Annotated in this window: 16 protein-coding genes; 8 read left to right on the top strand and 8 right to left on the bottom strand. The window is 38.9% G+C overall.

What is annotated here, in order from left to right:
• Positions 1-9 precede the first annotated feature (9 nt).
• Positions 10-1,335, top strand: coding sequence for an IS4 family transposase (locus LC605_RS16120; RefSeq protein WP_229548551.1), 1,326 nt, complete (start codon positions 10-12; stop codon positions 1,333-1,335).
• Here LC605_RS16120 and LC605_RS16115 read toward each other — a convergent pair.
• Both LC605_RS16115 and LC605_RS16110 read right to left on the bottom strand, forming a co-directional pair.
• Positions 1,250-1,810, bottom strand: a complete 561-nt coding sequence (locus LC605_RS16115) for a hypothetical protein (RefSeq protein ID WP_229548531.1) — start codon at positions 1,808-1,810, stop codon at positions 1,250-1,252. The genes LC605_RS16120 and LC605_RS16115 overlap by 86 nt on opposite strands.
• A gap of 411 nt (positions 1,811-2,221) precedes the next feature.
• Positions 2,222-2,533: a helix-turn-helix domain-containing protein gene (locus LC605_RS16110; RefSeq protein WP_229548530.1), complete on the bottom strand. Its 312-nt coding sequence runs from the start codon at positions 2,531-2,533 to the stop codon at positions 2,222-2,224.
• Positions 2,534-2,703: 170 nt separating this feature from the next.
• Between LC605_RS16110 and LC605_RS16105 the strand changes: the two genes are divergently transcribed.
• From LC605_RS16105 to LC605_RS16095, 3 genes are all read left to right on the top strand, one after another.
• Positions 2,704-3,255, top strand: coding sequence for a hypothetical protein (locus LC605_RS16105; RefSeq protein WP_229548529.1), 552 nt, complete (start codon positions 2,704-2,706; stop codon positions 3,253-3,255).
• A 190-nt stretch (positions 3,256-3,445) separates the two neighbouring features.
• Positions 3,446-4,138, top strand: a complete 693-nt coding sequence (locus LC605_RS16100) for a hypothetical protein (protein WP_229548528.1) — start codon at positions 3,446-3,448, stop codon at positions 4,136-4,138.
• Positions 4,139-4,152: 14 nt separating this feature from the next.
• Positions 4,153-4,995 (top strand): phage Gp37/Gp68 family protein, encoded by an 843-nt coding sequence (locus LC605_RS16095; protein WP_229548527.1) that lies wholly within the window; start codon positions 4,153-4,155, stop codon positions 4,993-4,995.
• A gap of 60 nt (positions 4,996-5,055) precedes the next feature.
• On the opposite strand, the gene LC605_RS16090 is transcribed toward LC605_RS16095, so the two are convergent.
• Together LC605_RS16090 and LC605_RS16085 are read right to left on the bottom strand one after the other, a co-directional pair.
• Positions 5,056-5,847: an Rpn family recombination-promoting nuclease/putative transposase gene (locus tag LC605_RS16090; RefSeq protein ID WP_229548526.1), complete on the bottom strand. Its 792-nt coding sequence runs from the start codon at positions 5,845-5,847 to the stop codon at positions 5,056-5,058.
• A gap of 36 nt (positions 5,848-5,883) precedes the next feature.
• Positions 5,884-6,105 (bottom strand): helix-turn-helix transcriptional regulator, encoded by a 222-nt coding sequence (locus LC605_RS16085; protein WP_229548525.1) that lies wholly within the window; start codon positions 6,103-6,105, stop codon positions 5,884-5,886.
• 331 nt (positions 6,106-6,436) lie between these two features.
• Here LC605_RS16085 and LC605_RS16080 point away from each other — a divergent pair, with 331 nt between their 5' ends.
• Complete coding sequence (locus tag LC605_RS16080; RefSeq protein ID WP_229548524.1) at positions 6,437-7,141, top strand: hypothetical protein; 705 nt, start codon at positions 6,437-6,439, stop codon at positions 7,139-7,141.
• Positions 7,142-7,199: 58 nt separating this feature from the next.
• Positions 7,200-8,597: an ATP-dependent RecD-like DNA helicase gene (locus LC605_RS16075; RefSeq protein WP_229548523.1), complete on the top strand. Its 1,398-nt coding sequence runs from the start codon at positions 7,200-7,202 to the stop codon at positions 8,595-8,597.
• A gap of 295 nt (positions 8,598-8,892) precedes the next feature.
• Here the strand turns inward: LC605_RS16075 and LC605_RS16070 are convergent, their stop codons facing one another.
• Genes LC605_RS16070 through LC605_RS16060 form a run of 3 tightly spaced genes read right to left on the bottom strand, consistent with a single transcriptional unit; the run spans position 8,893 to position 9,923 of the window.
• Complete coding sequence (locus tag LC605_RS16070) at positions 8,893-9,240, bottom strand: hypothetical protein (RefSeq protein WP_094333155.1); 348 nt, start codon at positions 9,238-9,240, stop codon at positions 8,893-8,895.
• A gap of 6 nt (positions 9,241-9,246) precedes the next feature.
• Positions 9,247-9,609, bottom strand: coding sequence for a hypothetical protein (locus LC605_RS16065; protein ID WP_229548522.1), 363 nt, complete (start codon positions 9,607-9,609; stop codon positions 9,247-9,249).
• The gene (locus LC605_RS16060) at positions 9,606-9,923 is read right to left on the bottom strand and encodes a DUF5674 family protein (RefSeq protein WP_309143265.1); all 318 of its coding nucleotides are present in this window, start codon (positions 9,921-9,923) and stop codon (positions 9,606-9,608) included. The genes LC605_RS16065 and LC605_RS16060 overlap by 4 nt, the downstream gene beginning before the upstream one ends.
• A gap of 545 nt (positions 9,924-10,468) precedes the next feature.
• Here LC605_RS16060 and LC605_RS16055 point away from each other — a divergent pair.
• Both LC605_RS16055 and LC605_RS16050 read left to right on the top strand, forming a co-directional pair.
• On the top strand, positions 10,469-13,615 hold the full coding sequence (locus LC605_RS16055) for a hypothetical protein (RefSeq protein ID WP_229548521.1): 3,147 nt from the start codon (positions 10,469-10,471) through the stop codon (positions 13,613-13,615).
• Complete coding sequence (locus tag LC605_RS16050; RefSeq protein ID WP_229548520.1) at positions 13,605-17,309, top strand: helicase-related protein; 3,705 nt, start codon at positions 13,605-13,607, stop codon at positions 17,307-17,309. Before LC605_RS16055 ends, LC605_RS16050 begins: the two co-directional genes overlap by 11 nt.
• Positions 17,310-17,465: 156 nt before the next feature.
• Here the strand turns inward: LC605_RS16050 and LC605_RS16045 are convergent, their stop codons facing one another.
• On the bottom strand, positions 17,466-19,169 hold the full coding sequence (locus tag LC605_RS16045) for a type IV secretory system conjugative DNA transfer family protein (RefSeq protein WP_229548519.1): 1,704 nt from the start codon (positions 19,167-19,169) through the stop codon (positions 17,466-17,468).
• Between the last annotated feature and the right edge of the window lie 117 nt (positions 19,170-19,286).

Raw genomic sequence — 19,286 nt, 5'->3', positions numbered from 1 at the left:
GTGTTGAGAATAGCCATGAGTAAACCACGGAAAAAGCAAGGGAATCCAGATTTTCGCCATCGAGTCAGCGTACCTGCCCCAGCCAGCCAAGAGATAGAATCACGCCTGTTTGAACTAGTCAGCCCAGGTACATTTGCTAACCTCAAAGGGGTAAAAGACAAAGAACGGAGCTTGCGTTCACGAGTACTGACCTTGCCAGTAATGGCAGCAATCGTGTTGAGTCTAGTGTATCGACAAGTACAACATCTTACGGATGTATTGCGATCGCTAGAAATAGAAGGATTAATGTGGGTAGAAGCAACGAAAGTCAGTAAACAAGCGTTGTCTCAAAGACTTAATAGTTTACCTGCTCATTTATTTGCACTAGTTTTTGAGCAAGTGATAGAGCGTTTATCAGCGAAAAGAAGCGCAAGAGAATTAGCCCCAGCCTGGTCATTAGTAGCACAGAGATTTCCTGCCATCTGGATTGGGGATGCTTCAACACTAGAAGCGATGAAAAAACATTTTGGACAACTGCAAGAAAAAACAGGCACGGTATTAGCCGGAAAGATGCTGATGGTTGTAGAAGCTTTCACTCACACTCCTGTAGCAATTTGGTATGATGCTGATGCCAAAATAAATGAGACTCGTTGGTGGCAAGCACTGTTAGAACGTTTACCTATTGGTGGCTTACTGATAGTAGACATGGGATTTTATGGTTTTGAGTGGTTTGATTCTCTGACTGCTGCTGGTAAATACGTACTCACACGCCAAAAGGAAAAGGTGAGATATCGGGTCACACGTGTACTTTCTCAAGGTTCTCACTACAAAGATGAAATTATTCACATGGGATTACATCATACTCACCCTTGCAACCATCCCATGCGCCTAGTTTCCGTATTGTGGGGTCAGACTTGGTATTATTATTTGACTAACGTTCTTGACCCACAACAACTTTCAGCACAGGAAGTTTGTGAATTATACCGCCGACGTTGGCGAATTGAGGACGCATTTTTATTGACTAAGCGTTTGTTGGGTTTATCCTATCTCTGGGTCGGTGGCACTAATGGCGTACAGATGCAAATATACGCTACTTGGATTTTCTACGCTGTTCTGAATGACTTGTGTGCTGATGTTGCGATCGCTTTACAGCAGCCGTTAGAGCGTATTTCCGTGGAAATGGTGAAACGCCGTTTATATTTTTTCCATCGCGCACGATCGCACAATTCACAACTACAACTGATTCCTTGGCTAGTTGAGCATCAACGTTCTATGGGTCTTGTGAAAGCTGTTCGTCAGCGACACCGACGCAATGCCGCCAGGTCGCTTGACATTTGGGCTTCTGCCTTAACTTGACACCAATGGGACAGATGGCAGCAGGCATATTCCACTTCGGCAGGGTGAAATCCCATTCAGCCGGCGGGGTTAATATTCGAGCCTTGTGGGAAATATAACAACCAGCATGACCGATTACTTTATCAGAATGGTATTGGACGCTTAACGATAGCCAATCACAATCACCTAACAAGCCAATTTTCTCAGAAGCTTGTTTTAATTCCTTTTCTTCCTTGTGATTGCACTCTACTGGAGTGGAAAGGCTCTTTTTCACCTCTGCTACTGCACGTTTGAACGGCTCTTTGTGGTATCGAGCATAGCCGTGGGTCATTTTCACCCACACAATATCATCACTGTTGATCCAGATAGTCACTACATCTTCGGGCTTGCAGTTTTTGGAGTAGTCCGACTGATTCACGATGGTTGCAATGATTTGGCGATCCTGTGTAGTTAGCGGATCTTTTGTTGGCGTAGGGGCTGAAACTTGTGTCATCATTAGAAATACCTCTTAAATGGGTAAAAAGGCGATCGCAGAGTTTGGTAGACGTAGCGATCGCCTTTTGTTTTGCGTGAAACAACGTTGTGGTTTACCGCAACGCTCTCAAAAAGATTCGGCGTAGCCTCATATTTCTGAATTTCAGTTATTTTCTAGCAAGAATTCACAGCACAAGGCTCTAGAGAAGGTATTGAGCGGCTGCCCTAATTGCAGTATGAGTGTATTTATTGAGTGATCTTGAGTATCTCCTCCGGCCGACTTTACCCGTACCTTGCGTACTCTGTGCCCTACAGCGAGAGGTTCTCGTTTCTCAAATCTATGTCTGGAGTTTGATGCTTAACGTTTCTTTTGTTTGAGAGGTGAGCGCTTTGCTCTCCTTACTATTTAGTTTATTGCGTTACGCAACAAACGTTAAGGGGCGGGGAGAAATAATTTTGCTGATGGCAATAAATCTGTTACATCTATATTCATAGCTTCACATATACGGTTAAGCACATCTTTTGACACTGTTAGTGATTCACCTCTCCTTTCTTTTCCTGCAAAGAGAAGGGGAGTTTCCAACTGCTGAATATATGACTCAGAAACAGCTTTGCCAGTTTTTTGAGTTTCTATAGATAAAGCTTTCCGACTAAAACCTTTGGCTTCTCTTAGATGCCGCAACCTATTGCCTAAGCTTTCATCCCAATGAAATGTTGCTACAAGTCGTAGATCGACTGCTGTCATAATTAAGTTATTTTCATTGCGTTCCGCCATTGACATTAGTATATTACTCGACTTAAAATAAGATTGACAACCGCAATTCAAGCAAATAAAACCAAAAGCGATCGCATCCCCCGCAACGAGAACGGCGATCGCTTACCCCAGATTTTAAATTAAGGAGCAAACAGACTATTATGTCACAAATTGAAATTGCTCAAGTCATCGAACAGATTAAAGAAGAAATCGAGGTAGACGCATTAGGCAAGGGAAAAGCCAGCATGAAAGCGACAGCGAGGTTAGCTGGAGTCAGCGATCGAGCAATCCTAAAGGTTCTAGAAAGCGCAGACCTAAACCCTTCAAAACTGGCTCAAAAGCTTATGAATAAAGGCTTTCAAGGGGCAGACCTAAAAAAGTGGAGAACAGAAGGGATACCAGATATGGCAATTGGCATCATCCTTCATTACTATGCTTATGAAGCTGGTCGATACTGTTCCGAGCAAGCTCTTTTAGTCTGTGAAGCATTTGGGACTATTGGTGTTCGCGCATGGATGCAGGATGTTTTAGGCTGGACAAAGCCAACCCAACAGCCAGAACAACCCTCCACACTAGCCCTTCCCCCAGTTGAACAACGATTGCATCTATCAGTGTTCACATTGGTAAAAAAACCCAAATCACTTGGCAGCCCGGAAAATCTTGGAGTCCAAAGCGTCCTTATTACTTTTGCAAACTTGGAAGATTTACTTTAACTCTGTTAACTGACACAGAGCAAAACTTAACTCGTACAGAAATTTACTTTGGGCATCACAAGCAACTTATTTATACGTCAGAAAAAGAGATATCCATTGATTTGGCAACAGTCGAACTCCAAAATTTCTTAAGTGGATTAGCTGTTGAACTTCAGACTTTAAGCCACATTGAATTTAGCGAGGATGAAGTATGACTGTTGCACCATTATTAGCACCAGAAATCACCGTCATCGAAACTGTCACCCGACATCCTCTGAACTTCTACGAATCTCCATCGTGGTTTACCACTGAACTACTGCGCCATGTTCCCTTATCTGGTGTGATTGGTGAGCCATGTGTCGGACATGGAGCGATCGCATCATTACTATCGGTGTGGCCTTACACCAAGCAAATGTGGACTAACGATATTGATTCACAAAAGGCGGCTGATTACCAAATGGACGCAACATTAGCCGAATCATGGGCTAAGTTTCCCGATTGCGATTGGATCTGTACCAATCCACATAAGGCGGAATTTGCTGCACCAATTATCAAGAATGCCTACCAGAAAGCGCGTGTAGGTGTTGCCGCATTCCTCCTGACCAGCTTTCTCGAACCCTGTGATGATCGGGCTGATTTCTTGCAGCAGCACCCGCCGTCACTTGTTCTAATCATGCCGCGCTTCTGCTTTCGCAAAGACAAAAAAGGCACTCGTTGGGCTACCGATAATATCACCATCTCATGCTTTGTGTGGGATAAACGCGCTTTCACGCAGCAAATTATTATTCGTCCCAAGTCGGCGATCGCTGGGTTTTACAAGAACCCTGAGCAGGCCATAACTCAAGAACAAGTATTCGATATTGTTCGGGCGATAGCGTGTAGTGAAGTTAGTACAAACTATTGATTGAAGAGGTAATTATGTCTACAAATATACAATGGTGTGACGAAACCTGGAATATAATTGTCGGCTGTTCTCGAATTTCAAGCGGCTGCCAACAATTCCCCCAATACCAAAATGTTAGTAACTGGGATGGGACAGTTGAATTTGTCAAATCTCAACTTATTAAACCATTAAGTTGGAGAAAACCCAAAAAGATATTCGTTTGTAGCATGGCTGATTTATTCCACGAGAATGTGCCATTTGAATGGATTGATCAGGTGATGGCTGTTATTGCTCTTTCACCACAGCACACTTTTCAAGTTCTCACAAAGCGACCTCTTAGGGCTTTGGAGTATTTCAGTCAACAATCGCTTTGGGTCAAATGGTATGAAGCTGCTGAAAAATATCTTTGGGACGCTGTTAGTGAGAACTTTGGCGGGTTAATTAATCTCCAACAGTACTTTATTGAACAACATTTTCCTTTACCAAATGTGTGGTTAGGAACGTCAACCGAGAATCAGGCGATGGCGGATAAACGAATTCCAATTCTTTTGGAAACTCCGGCAGCAGTTAGGTTTTTATCTTGTGAGCCACTGTTAGGAGAGATTGACTTGAAATTATTCCACGTAATTCCTGAGCCTAATCCCAACTGGGTGATCTGTGGAGGTGAGTCTGGCCCCCTATCAAGACCATGCAATATTGAATGGATCGAGTCTATCGTCCAACAATGCCAATCAGCTAAAGTTCCCGTGTTTGTGAAACAGTTAGGTGCTAATGCCCATCTTGGGGGACAGCGATTTAAGACCCGTAACAAAAAGGGGGGAGAAATTGAAGAGTTTCCAAAACTCCTGAAAATTAGAGAATTTCCATTTGGTGCATGACTAAAGCACAACTCCCAACTGTAGCCGCAGTTCAGGGAAAAGATCACAGAGCAAACATTTCTATGAATCTTGTCCACTCGACTTTGCAATGACTTGTCTTACCGTTTCAATATCTAACTCCAACGCCTCGGTTATTTGTTCTATACTCAGTCCCACTTTCAACAGCCGTGGTACTGTCTCTAACTTCGTTTCTAACTGAGTTTCTTCCTTAACTTCTTGATAAAACCGAGTTTGCTGCCACTGTGTTAATCCAAACATTGCTTCTAGTTCCTGCCGACTCTTGTCTGCAAACTTGTACACCAACATCCTTTCTACTAATTCTAGAAGGTTTCTCCGGCTTGCTTGGGGAGCCTGTTGCACCTGATTAATTAAGTTTCTTGCCTTTTTTACTGCTTCATCCTCGGCAGCAACAACTAACTTAACAATTCCCAACCCAATCGAGTCAGACGATGTATCAACTAACTCATCCAAATACACAATTTGAATTTGCCCAAGTGCCAATGAAGTTTGATAAGCCAGAGGTATACCAGGGTCAAAGCTGCGCTTGGCCCAAAGCACTACAGCTTGCCAAGATTTGGTCGGTCTGTACTGATTCAGGTATAAGAATGCTTCTGTCACCAACCGCCAGTACATATCATCATCCTGTTGAAACTGCACTTCCACAAAATAAATTGGATCTTGCGGAAAATCAGTCTTGGGCAAGAATAACCCATCTAAGCGACGGGAAAGCTCTTTTATTTCCACGGAGGCAAACTGATAATGTGTAGCCACAACAGGGGATTTTTCCAGCAATTCAAACAGGACACTGGGAAGATTTTGAAACAATGTGTAAAAAATCGTATCTGTCTTCATTCTCGCTTGTAACACTGCTTCGTGAGAGAAAAAACCTCAGCTATCTTTGCCCATCTCTTCTGCTGGAAACCACTCTAATATCTCTCCCGGTTGAATTCTGTAGGTTTCGCAAAGAGCTTCCAGAATCTTGGAGGAAGGAATGTAAGTAGAATCTGCTGCTAATTTATACCCTGTTGTATCAGAGATTTTTGCATCTTGAATCATTCGATAAGCTGACAGCCCTCGACTCTCTAAAAATTGCTTGATTTTGTTTCGCATTGGCATAACCTCAATACTACTATGAATATTATAGTCTAAATAACTTTGCTTCAATAATCGCAATACTATAAATAATATGATAGTATTGAAGCTAGATAAAGCACTCCTGCCACCAATCTAAAATACTTCCATCAAATAAGTATCTGACACGAAGTTTGAATGCTGTCATAGACGCGATATGTACTCGAATAACAAAGGATAACTTCACTGCTTACAAAATAAATCTGTTTGTAGAGAAATTTCAACTTATGAGTTTAAACAATCTTGAGAGCATAGCTATTTTCTTGGACAAGAAGTTTTTTGGATTAGTACAGCAGAGGGAGAATAACTTATGAGCAAAGTTATAGCCGGGAAATCTCTCAATACGCATTACACACCAGTATCTAATGCCTTAATCCGTAACTCCGAAATAGATGATGGCACATTCAGATTAATTTGCTGGATGACATCACACACTGAAGGCTGGGAGGTGAATTTCATTTCTCTTCAAAAAGCTTTGGGTTACGGTCGGGATAAATTACGTAAAATTCTGAAAACTGCGGAAAGTCAAAACTATTTAGTCCGAAGAAAAATCCGTACCGAAGCAGGATTATTTGATTTTGAGTATCACATTTTTAAAAACACCCTAGACGCGATCGCTTTCCGCAAATCATTACCACAAGCAGAATTGACCAGTGACTTGTTTTCAGGGGGTGGCGCAACCAGGGGTGTGCTAGCCGGAGGTGGTTCAACCGGAGGTGGTTCAACCAGGGGTGGTGAATCAACCCCTCTATTAGAAGAACAATATAGAGAAAACCAAATTGATTCAAAGCGCTTGAATTACTTCTTAGCGATGGACACACCGAGCAAACAGCAGTTTTTGAATAAGTTCAATTTTGCCATGAAAAATAAATCTGAATGGCGTTCTGCTGTGTCAATTTTTGATCAAATTACTGGTTACAAAGTCCCACGGACTGAAATTGATCCCAAAGCGATCGCAAGAGAGTGGTTATCACTTGAAGAGACTACACTTTTTTTAAAGCCTACGCTTACTTAGAACAAAAACGTGGGCGCTAAATTCTTACACTTTTGATTTATTTGAGGAGATGAGTGCATTGAAACCAGTAACAACTATTAGCTCTAACTGGAGCAAAAGTAAACATCGGTCAGGATTATCTTTAGACCAGATGCAAGCATTTGATTTAATTCATGACTGGTATAACTCCAAGCCTGATCTGCCCTTTGTATTGCGTGGTTATGCTGGTACAGGAAAAACATTTTTAGTCCAACGGGTAATTAAATCATTTCAAGAATGCTTTCACGTACAAGAAGGAAATAAAACTGTTGCTTTGAAAGTTGCTTTGTGCGCTCCAACCCATAAAGCCAGACACGTATTAGACGCGATGGCAACAGAGGCAGGATTATTTGTACATATCTCAACTCTCCACAGTTTACTTCATGTTATGCCTGGAGAGTACGATGAAAACGGGAAACAAAAACTCAAGCCAAATACTTATTCTTCTGAGCCTTATTATCACGAATTTAACTTAGTAGTTGTTGATGAAGCTTCCATGCTTGGACAAGAACTTCTTGAGCTAATTCCGGCTCGAACTCCGACTATTTTCATGGGAGATCCGGCGCAATTACCACCCATAGAAGACAATGTTGATTATTCTCCTATTTTTAGCTTACCCCAAGGCATGGAACTTACCCAGGTCATGAGATATTCCGGGGCTATAGCTGAATATGTCACAGCCTTGCGGCAGGATTTAACTTCACAATTTCCACCGCGATTATTAAGCCGAGGGAATATTGAAAAGATGCAATTTGATACTTGGTTGCAAGCTGCTATCGATGCTTATAAATTTTCTCGTTCCTCAGCAAAGATTTTGGCATGGACTAATAATAGAATTAATGTTCTCAATCAGCAAATTCGGACTGCACTTTATCCTGATGCTGAACCCATAGAGATTGGAGAGATTTTATTTGCGAAAGAACCAATCTTTTTACAATCAGAGTCCAGCAGTAAGAAAGACATATTTATGCATTCATGCGCGGAATGTGAGGTTACAGATTTCAAGGAGTATTCCGGTAGTAGACACTATTTAGTACATAGTTCTTTTAAAATTTATCGGATAGAAGTTAAAAATGATTTGGGAAAAGAAGCACGTTTGTCCATGATTCATCCCGATAGCTGGGATTTAATTAAGTTTGCAGTTGCCGAGGCGAAAAAAGGAATTTTTCAACTACCAGCTAAACAGAGAAGTCATGCATGGCGAGAATATTACGAGTTTTTAGAAAATTACAATCTCGTTGTTAAAGGGAGCTTAATGCACCGACTACAGTACGGTTATGCAATTACTGTACATCAATCTCAAGGCGGGACATTTCCTAATTGCTTTGTTGATACATCTAATATTTTTGGATGTCGGGATATTGTGATGCGTAATAAGCTATTGTACGTTGCTTATAGTCGAGCTTCACAACAACTTTATTGCTGTAGCAAGTGGTGAGGAAAATTTTGTATTTTGGGGCGTGAGTATCATCGGAACAGAAAACCAGGATAAGAAGCATTACATAAATACTACAAAAAAAATTCGGTGCTGAAACTCTTGATTTATCGTCATTGCGTAATTGGTAAGTTGAAAAGTGAGCTACTACAACATTCAATAAAATCCTTATGCAATAAGGATTTTGAGCTTAACCCGGTTTTCTGTTCCAATAATACTCACGCCCCTACACCTGATGTTTAACACTCTCCTGACTGTGAAACTGAGCGCTTGCGTTAGTTTCGCAGTCAAGAGAGTGTCAATGTCCCAGATACTCTATCACTGCCTCCAAGTCTGCGATCGCCCGATTAAATCGATTGAGCATTGCTTCTGCTACTTCTGGTTGGGCGTTGACAGTCGGTAGTTTTTCCCTCACTACACCTTTGAGTGCTTCTAGCCACAGCGACAAATTTGTATGTCGAACTGCTGTCAACAATCCCATGTTGGTGAGAACAGACAAGTGAAACCCAAGTTGGTCTTGTCCACCATAACCCAAATATCCGTTGCTCAGTTCTAGTTTTTCGGGAGTAAATTCAAAATACTGGTCAGAGGTAATACCAGCAGATTCTAGTTTGGGTTGTGGTAATGGAGGTTGGGATTGAGTCATTATCAGTTAGGATTGTTGTACAGCAGGTAATTTTGACATTTGCAAAACACTCTCTGACCAAATACTAAGTTCTTGAATAATCTGGTTTTTAGCATCTGTGTTATTCCAGGCTTGTTCCCAGTTAAACAGCCAGCGTGTGAGAAACCTTCCTAAGTTTGCTAACTCAAAAGCATTGTCAATATCTATATCTGGGGCTATCCACTCAATAAAATACATAGTCTCTCTAATCAGGCTTTTGACCACATCCTCATGCGTAGAATCACTGAAAATTTGACTTATCCGTGCTAAATTAGTTGCCAATTTTCCCAATCTAACAGGGATACTATCTTGCACAAAGGTTTCTTGCTCATAAGTTAAGCCACTATTCATCCCAGAAACTCCATAATAATTGCGGCAACCTGTTCTCTAATCTTAACGTCCATAATTTCCATTGAACGATTCTGTCGGGGACGGAGATTAACCATAGACTCATAAATTATCTGTTGTGTGTCAGGTCTAAAACTAGCAGCCCAAATATCACTCTGCTTACTACCATCTTCTAGCAATGCCTGTTCACAGTAAAAGTGCATTTCACCTCCCCCAGCCAGAATCCGATGCTCAATATCTACCGCTACCTTAATATAAAACTTTAACTCTTGTAGCATCTGCTCAATTTGCTCCGGTGTAGCACGAACTCTAATAATCTCAACTAAAATAATTCAGGAGTTACAGGTGAATTACAGGAGTGCATCGAGGAGCATCTCAATAGCACTCTCCAAGTTGACACCGCTCAGTTTGGCACCACTCAGGTTGGCAGTCAGATTGGCAGGGAATAACAAGAAGCTGGCATCTTTTAACTGTGACCAAAAGATGTGGGAGTAGTTTACCGCCGTTGGCGCTACAAAGGCACGACGGCAACAGACAGCCTATGCCGCAGAACTCCACCAGCTTAAAGCACTTCAGGCAAAATTTCACTCTTCACATCACAAAGCCAGTTGATGTTGATGCACTCACTGGTATCATTGTTCAACTAGCCCAACCTCATTAGGGTGCGATCGCGCAAAAACTTATAGTGTAGAATTTAAGATTTTTTTTCTGAAAGGCTTGTATAGCAATACTTTTGGTAGTTGCATGACAGATGGTGGCAAGCTCGCTATTTTTGCCCTCAATTGCTCATTTGAATACATTTATACTATAATTCACCGGATAAGCGCGAGTTAAAACACCTAATCTTAAATATACTTGCATAATGACATCAAAACATACTTTTGAGGAAAGTTCCAATCCCTTAGCACAATTAAACTACATTCCGTTGCTTGACAAAATTATACAATTAATTCAAAGAAAGAAAATTTTTAAGTTATCTCCAGATAGAAATAAACTACGGATATCTGCTTATGAACTTGCATATGAAATTGCTATTAATTCAAACCAGGAACCACTAAATACTTTAAACAAAGAAGTAGGTGTTAAAGCTGCAACTGTCAATTTTATTTCAGAAACAGAGTTTTACTCTAAAATTCAAGTCCTTGTAGATGAATTAAGAAAACAACTTGATAATGCTTGTGGACAAAATCAAACCCAAGCTTGCTTAGAAAATATTTGTAGCTCATTGTCTGATTTTAATAATCAGCCATCTTTACCATTGAACTATCCTTTTAACCAACCTTATAGTTTCACATCCCAACGCTTAACTATTGAAAATAGTTTGGCTGAAGAGAGACGCAAAGGTAGTGAATCAGTCATCAAAGCTCATCATTTAAATGTCAGATTTGAAGGCATCTCGCAGTTTGATAATAAGTTGTTAGAGAGCCTTAGACTTTATATAGATAAAATAGCTGCTCCTGATAGCGATGATTGGCAAGAAGTAACGGAACTTTTAACAGAAATATCACAACGAAAGAACTCTGAAGTAACTGAAATTGGAAGAATTGTAGATACAGAATCTCTACCCAGACTGTTACGGGATATCAAAATAGACTATCTGGATTATTTGAGAGCAGAATGTGCAAAAACTAATATACGTAACTTTAACACCGAAGGTTTTGAATGTTTAGAGACTTTAATTAATCGGTTGAGGTTGTTATCAGATTACATTAACGAACCAAATTTAGATAATACACATTTTGAAGTTAGTTATTTGTTAGAGACAGCGACTAGTCTTAGGACAGCTTTTTCTCAAGCAGATGCTTTTGATAAGTTGCCTGTCGTCCCTGAGTACGAAGGAGTGATAGGCGAAAGCATAGATAAAGAAAAAGGCATTAAAGAATTTAATTTGGGGTTGAGGCTAAAGCTGAATGGTTCCGTAAATGCTTATGATGAAAAATCTGTACTTGATTACTATATGACTGAACTTGATCATACAAGTCAGCGGCATCAAGAGCAATTGCAAGATCCAGTTAAATCTAAAAACTTTAAAACAAAGGTTTTAATTATTGCTTGTCTCTACTATTTTATTTTTGCCGTCGATGAAGATGGCAAAGTAGCTGATAAAGATTATAACCCTATTCCCAAGTTTGAGATAGATGTTTTAAACAAATTGAAACCAGGTGCTACTTCTGATGAAGAAGTAAAAAATGTGCTATGCAACATCAGAAATTTAATATTGAATCAGGATGGTTGGCAAGTTAGACAGAAGCTAGCATCTTTAAAAAATCTGTTACAAACTTTTCTTAAAAAGAAAGAAATATTACCTCCTTTATCTAAATCAGTTCAACTATGTATTAACACAGCTATTCTCAATAAAACTGCTGCAAAAATTCTCAAGTCTCGTAATTTTTTTAAAATTGATCTAAATCAAGAAAACCAATCACAAGCCAAAGCCAAAGCTAGAGAGGCTTTAGGGTATATCGAGGTTGTGCAACCTACTGTTAATTTGCAATCTCTTACCTCGCTGGCTGTCACTTTTACTTTTGATGATGTCCGCTATTTCACAGATAGCGATAAACAAAATTTTTCAATGAAATATGACACCACAGGAATTAAAGTATTACCAGGCGTATTTTACCCTATTGCTTACAATCCCGAAACAAAGAAATGGGAAAACCATCCCATATATGAAAAATATTATGAATCACAAAAACTTATTGCTATTTACTGGATACCTAAGCAAGCTAGAGAGACTATATTTAATAATAGTCAATCCCCAGCAGCAAGAATATATAGGCAGGTATTTACTTTACTAACTTACTTGTGTATCAATATTTGTCGAGAACAAATCAGTCTCAAGAGCCAGCCTGTCAATGAAAAACTGTTTATCCCAATTGTTAGATTGCATTTAAAAGATATTCAAGATACGACGGAAGATGAAATATTTCTTAGTTCTTTATCTAAAGCCTTAGCACATATTTTACGCAGAGATTGTCTTGCCGATACACAAGGAATTAATATTAAAAATTATAACTATAATAAAACACAAAATAGAGAATATAAACCAGCAGATTTTGATTTCCGTGTCAAAAATGCTTTGTCATCAATGTACGCCTTAGTCCCAAAAACTTTTGAGTTTAAAGGAGGTTATCGTCCTCAACTGGATAGACTAGCAATTATAGTAGTTTCTAGCTGGTTAAGTGATGCTATTTGGGATGAGAAAGACAAAACAGCCAGAATTTCTAATATTTATGGGGAAATTATTGTCATTAATAAGGTATCTGATACAGCAGTAAAAATTGAAACTATCAAAACGTTTGCTGATAATCAACCACACTCGAAAATATATACGCAGCCAGAGATTATTAAAGATGAAATTAGCAAGCTTTACCAGCAAGGGTATCAACATTTTCTATATATAGCCAAAGCTCCATATAGTAGAAGCTTGGGTATAACTAAATTGGAATCCGACCCAGATTCATTATTCTTTATGTCTCAGAGTGTAGTTCAGTATCTTAAACAAGGCAAACCAGATATTAAGCTGTATCCAATATTTATGGATACTTATCCTGCCCTCAATTTAACGCCTGGAACAGTTGATTCTTTTTACATTCCTGATACTGAAGAATTAGAAAAGTTATCTAAAGATAAAAGCCAACAAACTAGAGTATTTCTTAACCTTTTTACAGGGCGTTCTGTAGACGAACAGCGCACAATTTTTAATAGTGTAGTTTGTTATAGCACTTTATTAAATATTTATGATGTTGCTGATACCAGAGATATTATGGCAGGTCTTCTGGATAAAAATTCACCTTTGCAACAAGCTATCGTGCAGTACATTACTTTATTTCATTTTTCTAGATACGAAGTTAACCGAAATATAGCATTTAAGCTGAATCCTTACAGTAAATTAATTGGAGATGAAGGAATTGGTACAATCTCTACTTACACCTATTCAAATAGAAACGTGAAATTTAATAACCTAGCCTTTTTGACTAGCATCAGGAGTGCGCTTTATGGCAGATGATTTAGGCATTAATTTAGGTCGGGTATTTGAAATAAGCTTTAATATCGGCATCCTAACTTATTTTCAACACTCCAAGTTTCAACATTCCTATGACGATGTTTATCTAAAACCGTTAAGTAGTTTATATTTACATAAAATACAACAAGCTATTACCAAGAATTATATAGATAAATCTCATAAAGAGATTATAGGAGACTGGGTAAAGTTGTTTATTCAAAAAGGCTGGACTTCTGGCTATAGCTTTATTAAAGAGTATATAGAAGCAACTGGCTGGCGTAATAAAAGCAAAATAGAAATTCTTTATTTTCAGTGTGACTTCTACGGTGACAACTCCTTTGGTATTTTAGACAGAGATGAAATAGTTTGCTACAAAGAAATTTTGGAGAGCCAGGGATTTGAAAATGTAGATATTATTCGCTACAAAGACACTGGTGAATTTCTCAAAGCTGATACCCTCTTATTGACTCGGTATTTGGGTAAATATCGAATCTTGACTGTAGACCTATCCACCTTTACCACTTCAGCTATTCATTCTGTAACTGACTTAAATAATATCCAAACTTTACAAGATTCATTGCGTACCGAGTTGAACTATGTGCGCTCCAAATCTAGCTTTTGTGGACTTGGTATAGATACTGGTAATAGTAGCGATAAGGACAATAAGTTTAACGAGATTTACTCCAAGGAATTGGTGCAATACTTCTCTGCTTTCAAGACCAAAGATAAAGAAGCTGTTAAGGTTATCCAAGCCTGTAGTTACGCCTGGAGCTTTTATAAATTTTTACTATTATCAGGTAAAATATCCTCCACTGACCCAGTGAAGTTTAACTGTTTTGGGTATAGTGACAGGATGATTAATGGCATTACCCTCACTAAAGAAAAAGATGATGGTCAAGATAGCCTGGAAATATTAAAAACTTGTTACAAAATCTACAAAGATAAAAGTTTCAAAGATATTAATGAGAGCCGCAGCAAAGTACTTGAAGTTATTAAAAGCAACGCGGCTAGAAACTTTCAGGATGGTAGAAGGTTCGTTAAAGATATAGTTGAAGCCAAAAAGGATACAATAAGCCACATCCAAAATATTGAAGTATTTGAGGCGGAAAAACACTTCTTTAATACGGCTGGTATTGTACCTGAATCAGTAAAGCAATCCCTACAACTAACAAAAACAAAATTCAGAGATGCTCATGCAGAGTTAATACATCGGGCGCTTACAGATTCTAGAATAGCATTTCTGTTTTTGACCGGAAATCCCGGAATTGGTAAAACTACAGCAGTTGCAAAGCAAATTATTAAACAGCTAAATGAAGGTTCGCTCCTGATATATATCAGTCCTCGTATTCAGGTAAACAGGGATATTATCGAGAAGTTTAGAGAAAAACCAGACCTAAAATTATTTGACGATAATTTGATTTGTATTAATACAAACAAAAGAATAATTGATTATGCAAAAGGGCGCTATGCTGTTGAATACCATAGCAATAAACTTCACGGAAATCATTTAATAGGACAGGTTCAATTCTTAGATGCTAATACTTTAAAAGACAATCCATTTGAGCTTTCAAGTGAATTGGTTAGATATGCAGATAACTTGATACAAGTGGAGAGACGTAACCAAGTTGGAGTCTTAGCAAGTTTATGTGAAGCGATTCACACCTGTATTATTAATCCTGATTTACCTAACAATATTGTTGCTACTGCGTCAATTCAATCACTTAAGGAAACTCGCTACGGTAATACTTTAAAGCATTTCAGTAGAATATTTAGCAGTGCTTATAATTCCTCAAGCAAGCCACCTGGAATTATCAAAAACAGGATGAAAGCAATCGCTAATCGTATGAAAAATATTTTCATTATGATTGACGAAATTACTGGTTCCCAAGAAGGAGTAGCTTTTTTGCATGGCATTTTAGAGTTGATTGAAGAATATGATTTATTAAATCCTGAATATGGCTTTAATATAAAGGTAATTACTGCTGACGCATCACTGACAATACAAGACGTAGTTAACAGTCATCTTGCTAACAACCAGGTTCAAGGGGACAAAATATTTGTTAGGCAAGTTGCAGATTCTATGGGTCAATGTTTATCAATTGAAGAATTTGAATTTTTAAGTAAGCCGGCAACTCTAATTAATGCAAATTCCTATCCTGCTGACAAGCTGACCATTAATTATGAAGTGTTTATACAATCATTAAACTCAGAAAAAGTTGCAGATGACAATTTCAAGTTAGATGCTAATGTTGCTGAAAAAATAAAAAGTGATATTTTGAAGCTACTGAAAGCTAATGATGGTCAAATTATAGTTTATATTCAAAATAAGCATAGCCTTAAGCAATTAATTACTAATATTTCCAAAGAAAGACCGAGCTTTAAGCTATATCAAGAGTATTTGGAAATACACGCTAGTTTGTCAGATAGGGAAGAAGCTGAGATTCAGAGATATCAAAATCAAGAACAAATAAAAGTAGTCTTTATGACTGCTTCAGCATCTCGTGGCTTGTCTTTCCCTAATACTAAATATATTCTGGTACAAATTCCTGGTTTCCAAATTGAGCAAAACTTAATGGAAATAATACAAGTAATTTACCGAGGAAGAGGAGGTGAACTAGATAAAGGCGATAAAAATTTGACTTTTTACTTATCTGATAAAGCAATATATTACCCTAAAAAACTTGATGAGGACGGAAACCGTTTAAGTGCTGATGAATCTGAAAAACTTGCAAATCTTTCATTGCAAGAGGCTTGCTTGAATGTACTAAATATTCTGATTATTCTCAAAGCCTCTATTATGACCAGAATTGTGGGTTCAGGACAAATAGGTAGAGAGCGATATGTTATTATTCCTATTGGTGGTAAATCAATTAGCCAAGCGGGAGAAACCTTTATTGGCTCATTGGCTACTTTATTAAGAGAAATCCGTAAGGAGTTTAAAAAACAACCAGAAGATAGCTTGTTACGAGATATTGAGCATACTTTATATGAATTACTTTCTGTTCAAAAAACTGAAGTTAGTTCTTGTTATCGAAAAGAATCATTCTCTGAAAATGAAGAAGTATCCTATTTTTCAATAGGCTTTAAAGTTTTATCTCAAATGGAGACTAGTCTTGATAAATTACTTAGTCTTCCACCGATTGAGCAAACATATGTCAGAGGAAGTTTGCTAATTGTACCGTTATCAGAAAAGCTGGTAAAGGAAACTAATTATATCGATTTAGAAAAAATTATTGACCCTGAGCGGAATGAAGACTTTATCAAAAAACTTAAGCTTTTGGTCAAATCTGGGAAGTATCCAAAACAAATTACTAGTGCTGCTTATTCTTTAATAGACTTAGCACGAACACTTTTTAGTGAGTTAGAACGTTCTCAAAAGCTCAGTCAAACTTCACGTTCATCAGACCGTTATTATGCCTTGCCTATACAGACATTTATCGCATTCCAAGCTTTTGAAGATTATTTTGAAAATGAGAGAAGAGTATCTAATCTATCTTTCAGAGATATTTTGGCTAAGTATGTTTATACACTTGCTTTAGCATACAATATTTTGCCAATTGACTCTAATTATCAAAATCTTCCCTATGTAGTATTTAATAGTGCTGCGATGGAGAAATTAGGAAAAAGCTTATTTAATGAAAATCAAATTTTTCAATCGAAGGAAATGAATATTCTCAATTTAATTCTCTCTCAATAAGATTGAGTTAGATAGTTTTGGCTACTCCACGAGTAAAATTATTGTCCGTCGCCCACAGCGGCTGATCGCAATAATGCGATCAATAAATACGCGAACCAGTTACTTTTTGCACATCCCGTCAAAAGTCAGCTTTGCTAACAAGAGCATTGTCAAGATTTACTGCAATCCTGGTGTTTGATAAACTCGGTTAGGAAAATTTTCTAAAACATCAGTTTCACTGCTACTAGACTCCTGTGCAGGTGCTACATCTTCCTCTGGTAATGGCAACATCCGCGCTGCTGACTCAATCCGTTCATGTAATGCTTGTGTTAGCGTTTTAATATCAGGAATTATCACCTGACTTTCTAAAGCAGGTTTAACTTGTGTGTCCCAAAGAGCCTCACTATCATGCGCCCGTTTTTCATCGGCTTTGGACACGGGAATAATTAAAGGATAGGGAATAGAAGCTTGTCCCTCGGAACTGTAACCAGGACTGGTAATTACGCACTTGCCTTGAGGAAATTTCAAAATTTCGTCAGCACTGATTACAGGCATTTTTTGCAAATTCTCACTCCAGCTAATTGAACGGCTCATTTGTCCGCCAAGCGATCGCCCTGTGGTACGATTTTTAATCAGCACTTCCTTCTCACCGTAGCGTTTGGAGTAATCCTCAGCCGTTTTGTAGTTACCAGGATTAAACAAAACATGGGTACCACAAGCAGAAGCGATCGCACTCCCCATCTTATCCCCATAAATATCATAAAGTTGCTCTAAACTTTGGATACCCAGAATAAAGCAGGCACCATTAGAACGATATTCATTAATCCACTGCGGTAAGCGGTCTAGCTTAATTGATGGTAATTCATCCAAAGAAATAATCAATGGGTCTTTGCGGGGACGGCTTAAATTACCGACAATCATCAAGTGCATTGCAGCCGCCAGCAGAGGCCCAACAACACTGCGGCGTTCATCATCTAGCTTGAACACCACCATCTCTCTACCTTCAAGCTTAGTGGGAATGTCCGATTTCCCCATAAATGCTCTCAGCAAATCAGCTTGGATGAAAGATGAGAAAGTACCTGCTGCTGTGGTCAAAATCCCCGAAATAGTCTTCTCTGCATCCTTAGCACTCAAAAATTGAATAAACGAAGTCGCCACCCATTCATCCAACCTTTTTGACTGTACTGCATGGTCAAGACGCTGTACAAGTTTTGGCAACCGCAGCACAGCATAAAGCATCGCCATATCTGGGTAAGGAGAACCCTTAACTAACTGTAAAAGTGCCTTAGCTAACAAGTCCCCGGCTTTAGCAAAGAACTCATCACTTTTACCACCACTGGAAGCATTGCGGTTAATCACTTGTCCAATTTCCCCCGCCATTACCCCATCGCGTGCATCACGCATATAATCCAAAGGATTGATCACACCGCTAAAGGGTTCACCGGGGGCAAATACTCGCACTTTGTAACCATAACGTGCAGCTAAGGGTGCATGGAGTCGTAGTTGGTCGCCCTTCTTGTCGTAGAGTAAAATCGGAAAACCTTGCTGCATCGCACTTTCTAACATCCGGTCTATGGTTGAGTAGGTTTTACCAGACCCAGGCGCACCTATTACCAGTGTTCCCCTTTCGGCATTGGGAAACCAAACTGTAGGTGCAGCACCAAGCATAGTTTGTATGTTAGCCAGCAACCCCCGCCATTTACCTTTTACCCAATAGCGAGGAGTTCCAGACCACAGGGTAACTTTATTGTGTTTATGCTCCTTGATTTGCTTGAGTGCTAAGTTAGTCGCTGCTAGTTTCTCGCTGATACCGGAGACTTTACCAGTGGTAATTTTTCCCTTACCAGTACCACTGATTTGCAACAACAGTATAACCCACATTCCGCACCCACAACTGTCACACCCCAAGGAGACGGATATATTTAGTACATAAGAACTATTTATTAGGAGAATTTACTAGAGCTAAATAGGAATTACTATTATTAAGCTGGATGTATA

Origin of the sequence: Nostoc sp. CHAB 5836 (assembly GCF_020829445.1) — a bacterium.
GTDB lineage: Bacteria > Cyanobacteriota > Cyanobacteriia > Cyanobacteriales > Nostocaceae > Nostoc.
Note: the sequence above shows the minus strand (reverse complement) of the source record. Positions and strands in the feature narration are given on the sequence as shown.

Coding starts and splice junctions, on each gene's coding strand:
- LC605_RS16090 (WP_229548526.1), bottom strand. CDS start 5,847: ATGAAGACAGATACGATTTTTTACACATTGTTTCAAAATCTTCCCAGT.
- LC605_RS16065 (WP_229548522.1), bottom strand. CDS start 9,609: ATGAATAGTGGCTTAACTTATGAGCAAGAAACCTTTGTGCAAGATAGT.
- LC605_RS16055 (WP_229548521.1), top strand. CDS start 10,469: ATGACATCAAAACATACTTTTGAGGAAAGTTCCAATCCCTTAGCACAA.
- LC605_RS16050 (WP_229548520.1), top strand. CDS start 13,605: ATGGCAGATGATTTAGGCATTAATTTAGGTCGGGTATTTGAAATAAGC.
- LC605_RS16115 (WP_229548531.1), bottom strand. CDS start 1,810: ATGATGACACAAGTTTCAGCCCCTACGCCAACAAAAGATCCGCTAACT.
- LC605_RS16110 (WP_229548530.1), bottom strand. CDS start 2,533: ATGACAGCAGTCGATCTACGACTTGTAGCAACATTTCATTGGGATGAA.
- LC605_RS16085 (WP_229548525.1), bottom strand. CDS start 6,105: ATGCGAAACAAAATCAAGCAATTTTTAGAGAGTCGAGGGCTGTCAGCT.
- LC605_RS16105 (WP_229548529.1), top strand. CDS start 2,704: ATGTCACAAATTGAAATTGCTCAAGTCATCGAACAGATTAAAGAAGAA.
- LC605_RS16080 (WP_229548524.1), top strand. CDS start 6,437: ATGAGCAAAGTTATAGCCGGGAAATCTCTCAATACGCATTACACACCA.
- LC605_RS16095 (WP_229548527.1), top strand. CDS start 4,153: ATGTCTACAAATATACAATGGTGTGACGAAACCTGGAATATAATTGTC.
- LC605_RS16045 (WP_229548519.1), bottom strand. CDS start 19,169: ATGTGGGTTATACTGTTGTTGCAAATCAGTGGTACTGGTAAGGGAAAA.
- LC605_RS16070 (WP_094333155.1), bottom strand. CDS start 9,240: ATGACTCAATCCCAACCTCCATTACCACAACCCAAACTAGAATCTGCT.
- LC605_RS16100 (WP_229548528.1), top strand. CDS start 3,446: ATGACTGTTGCACCATTATTAGCACCAGAAATCACCGTCATCGAAACT.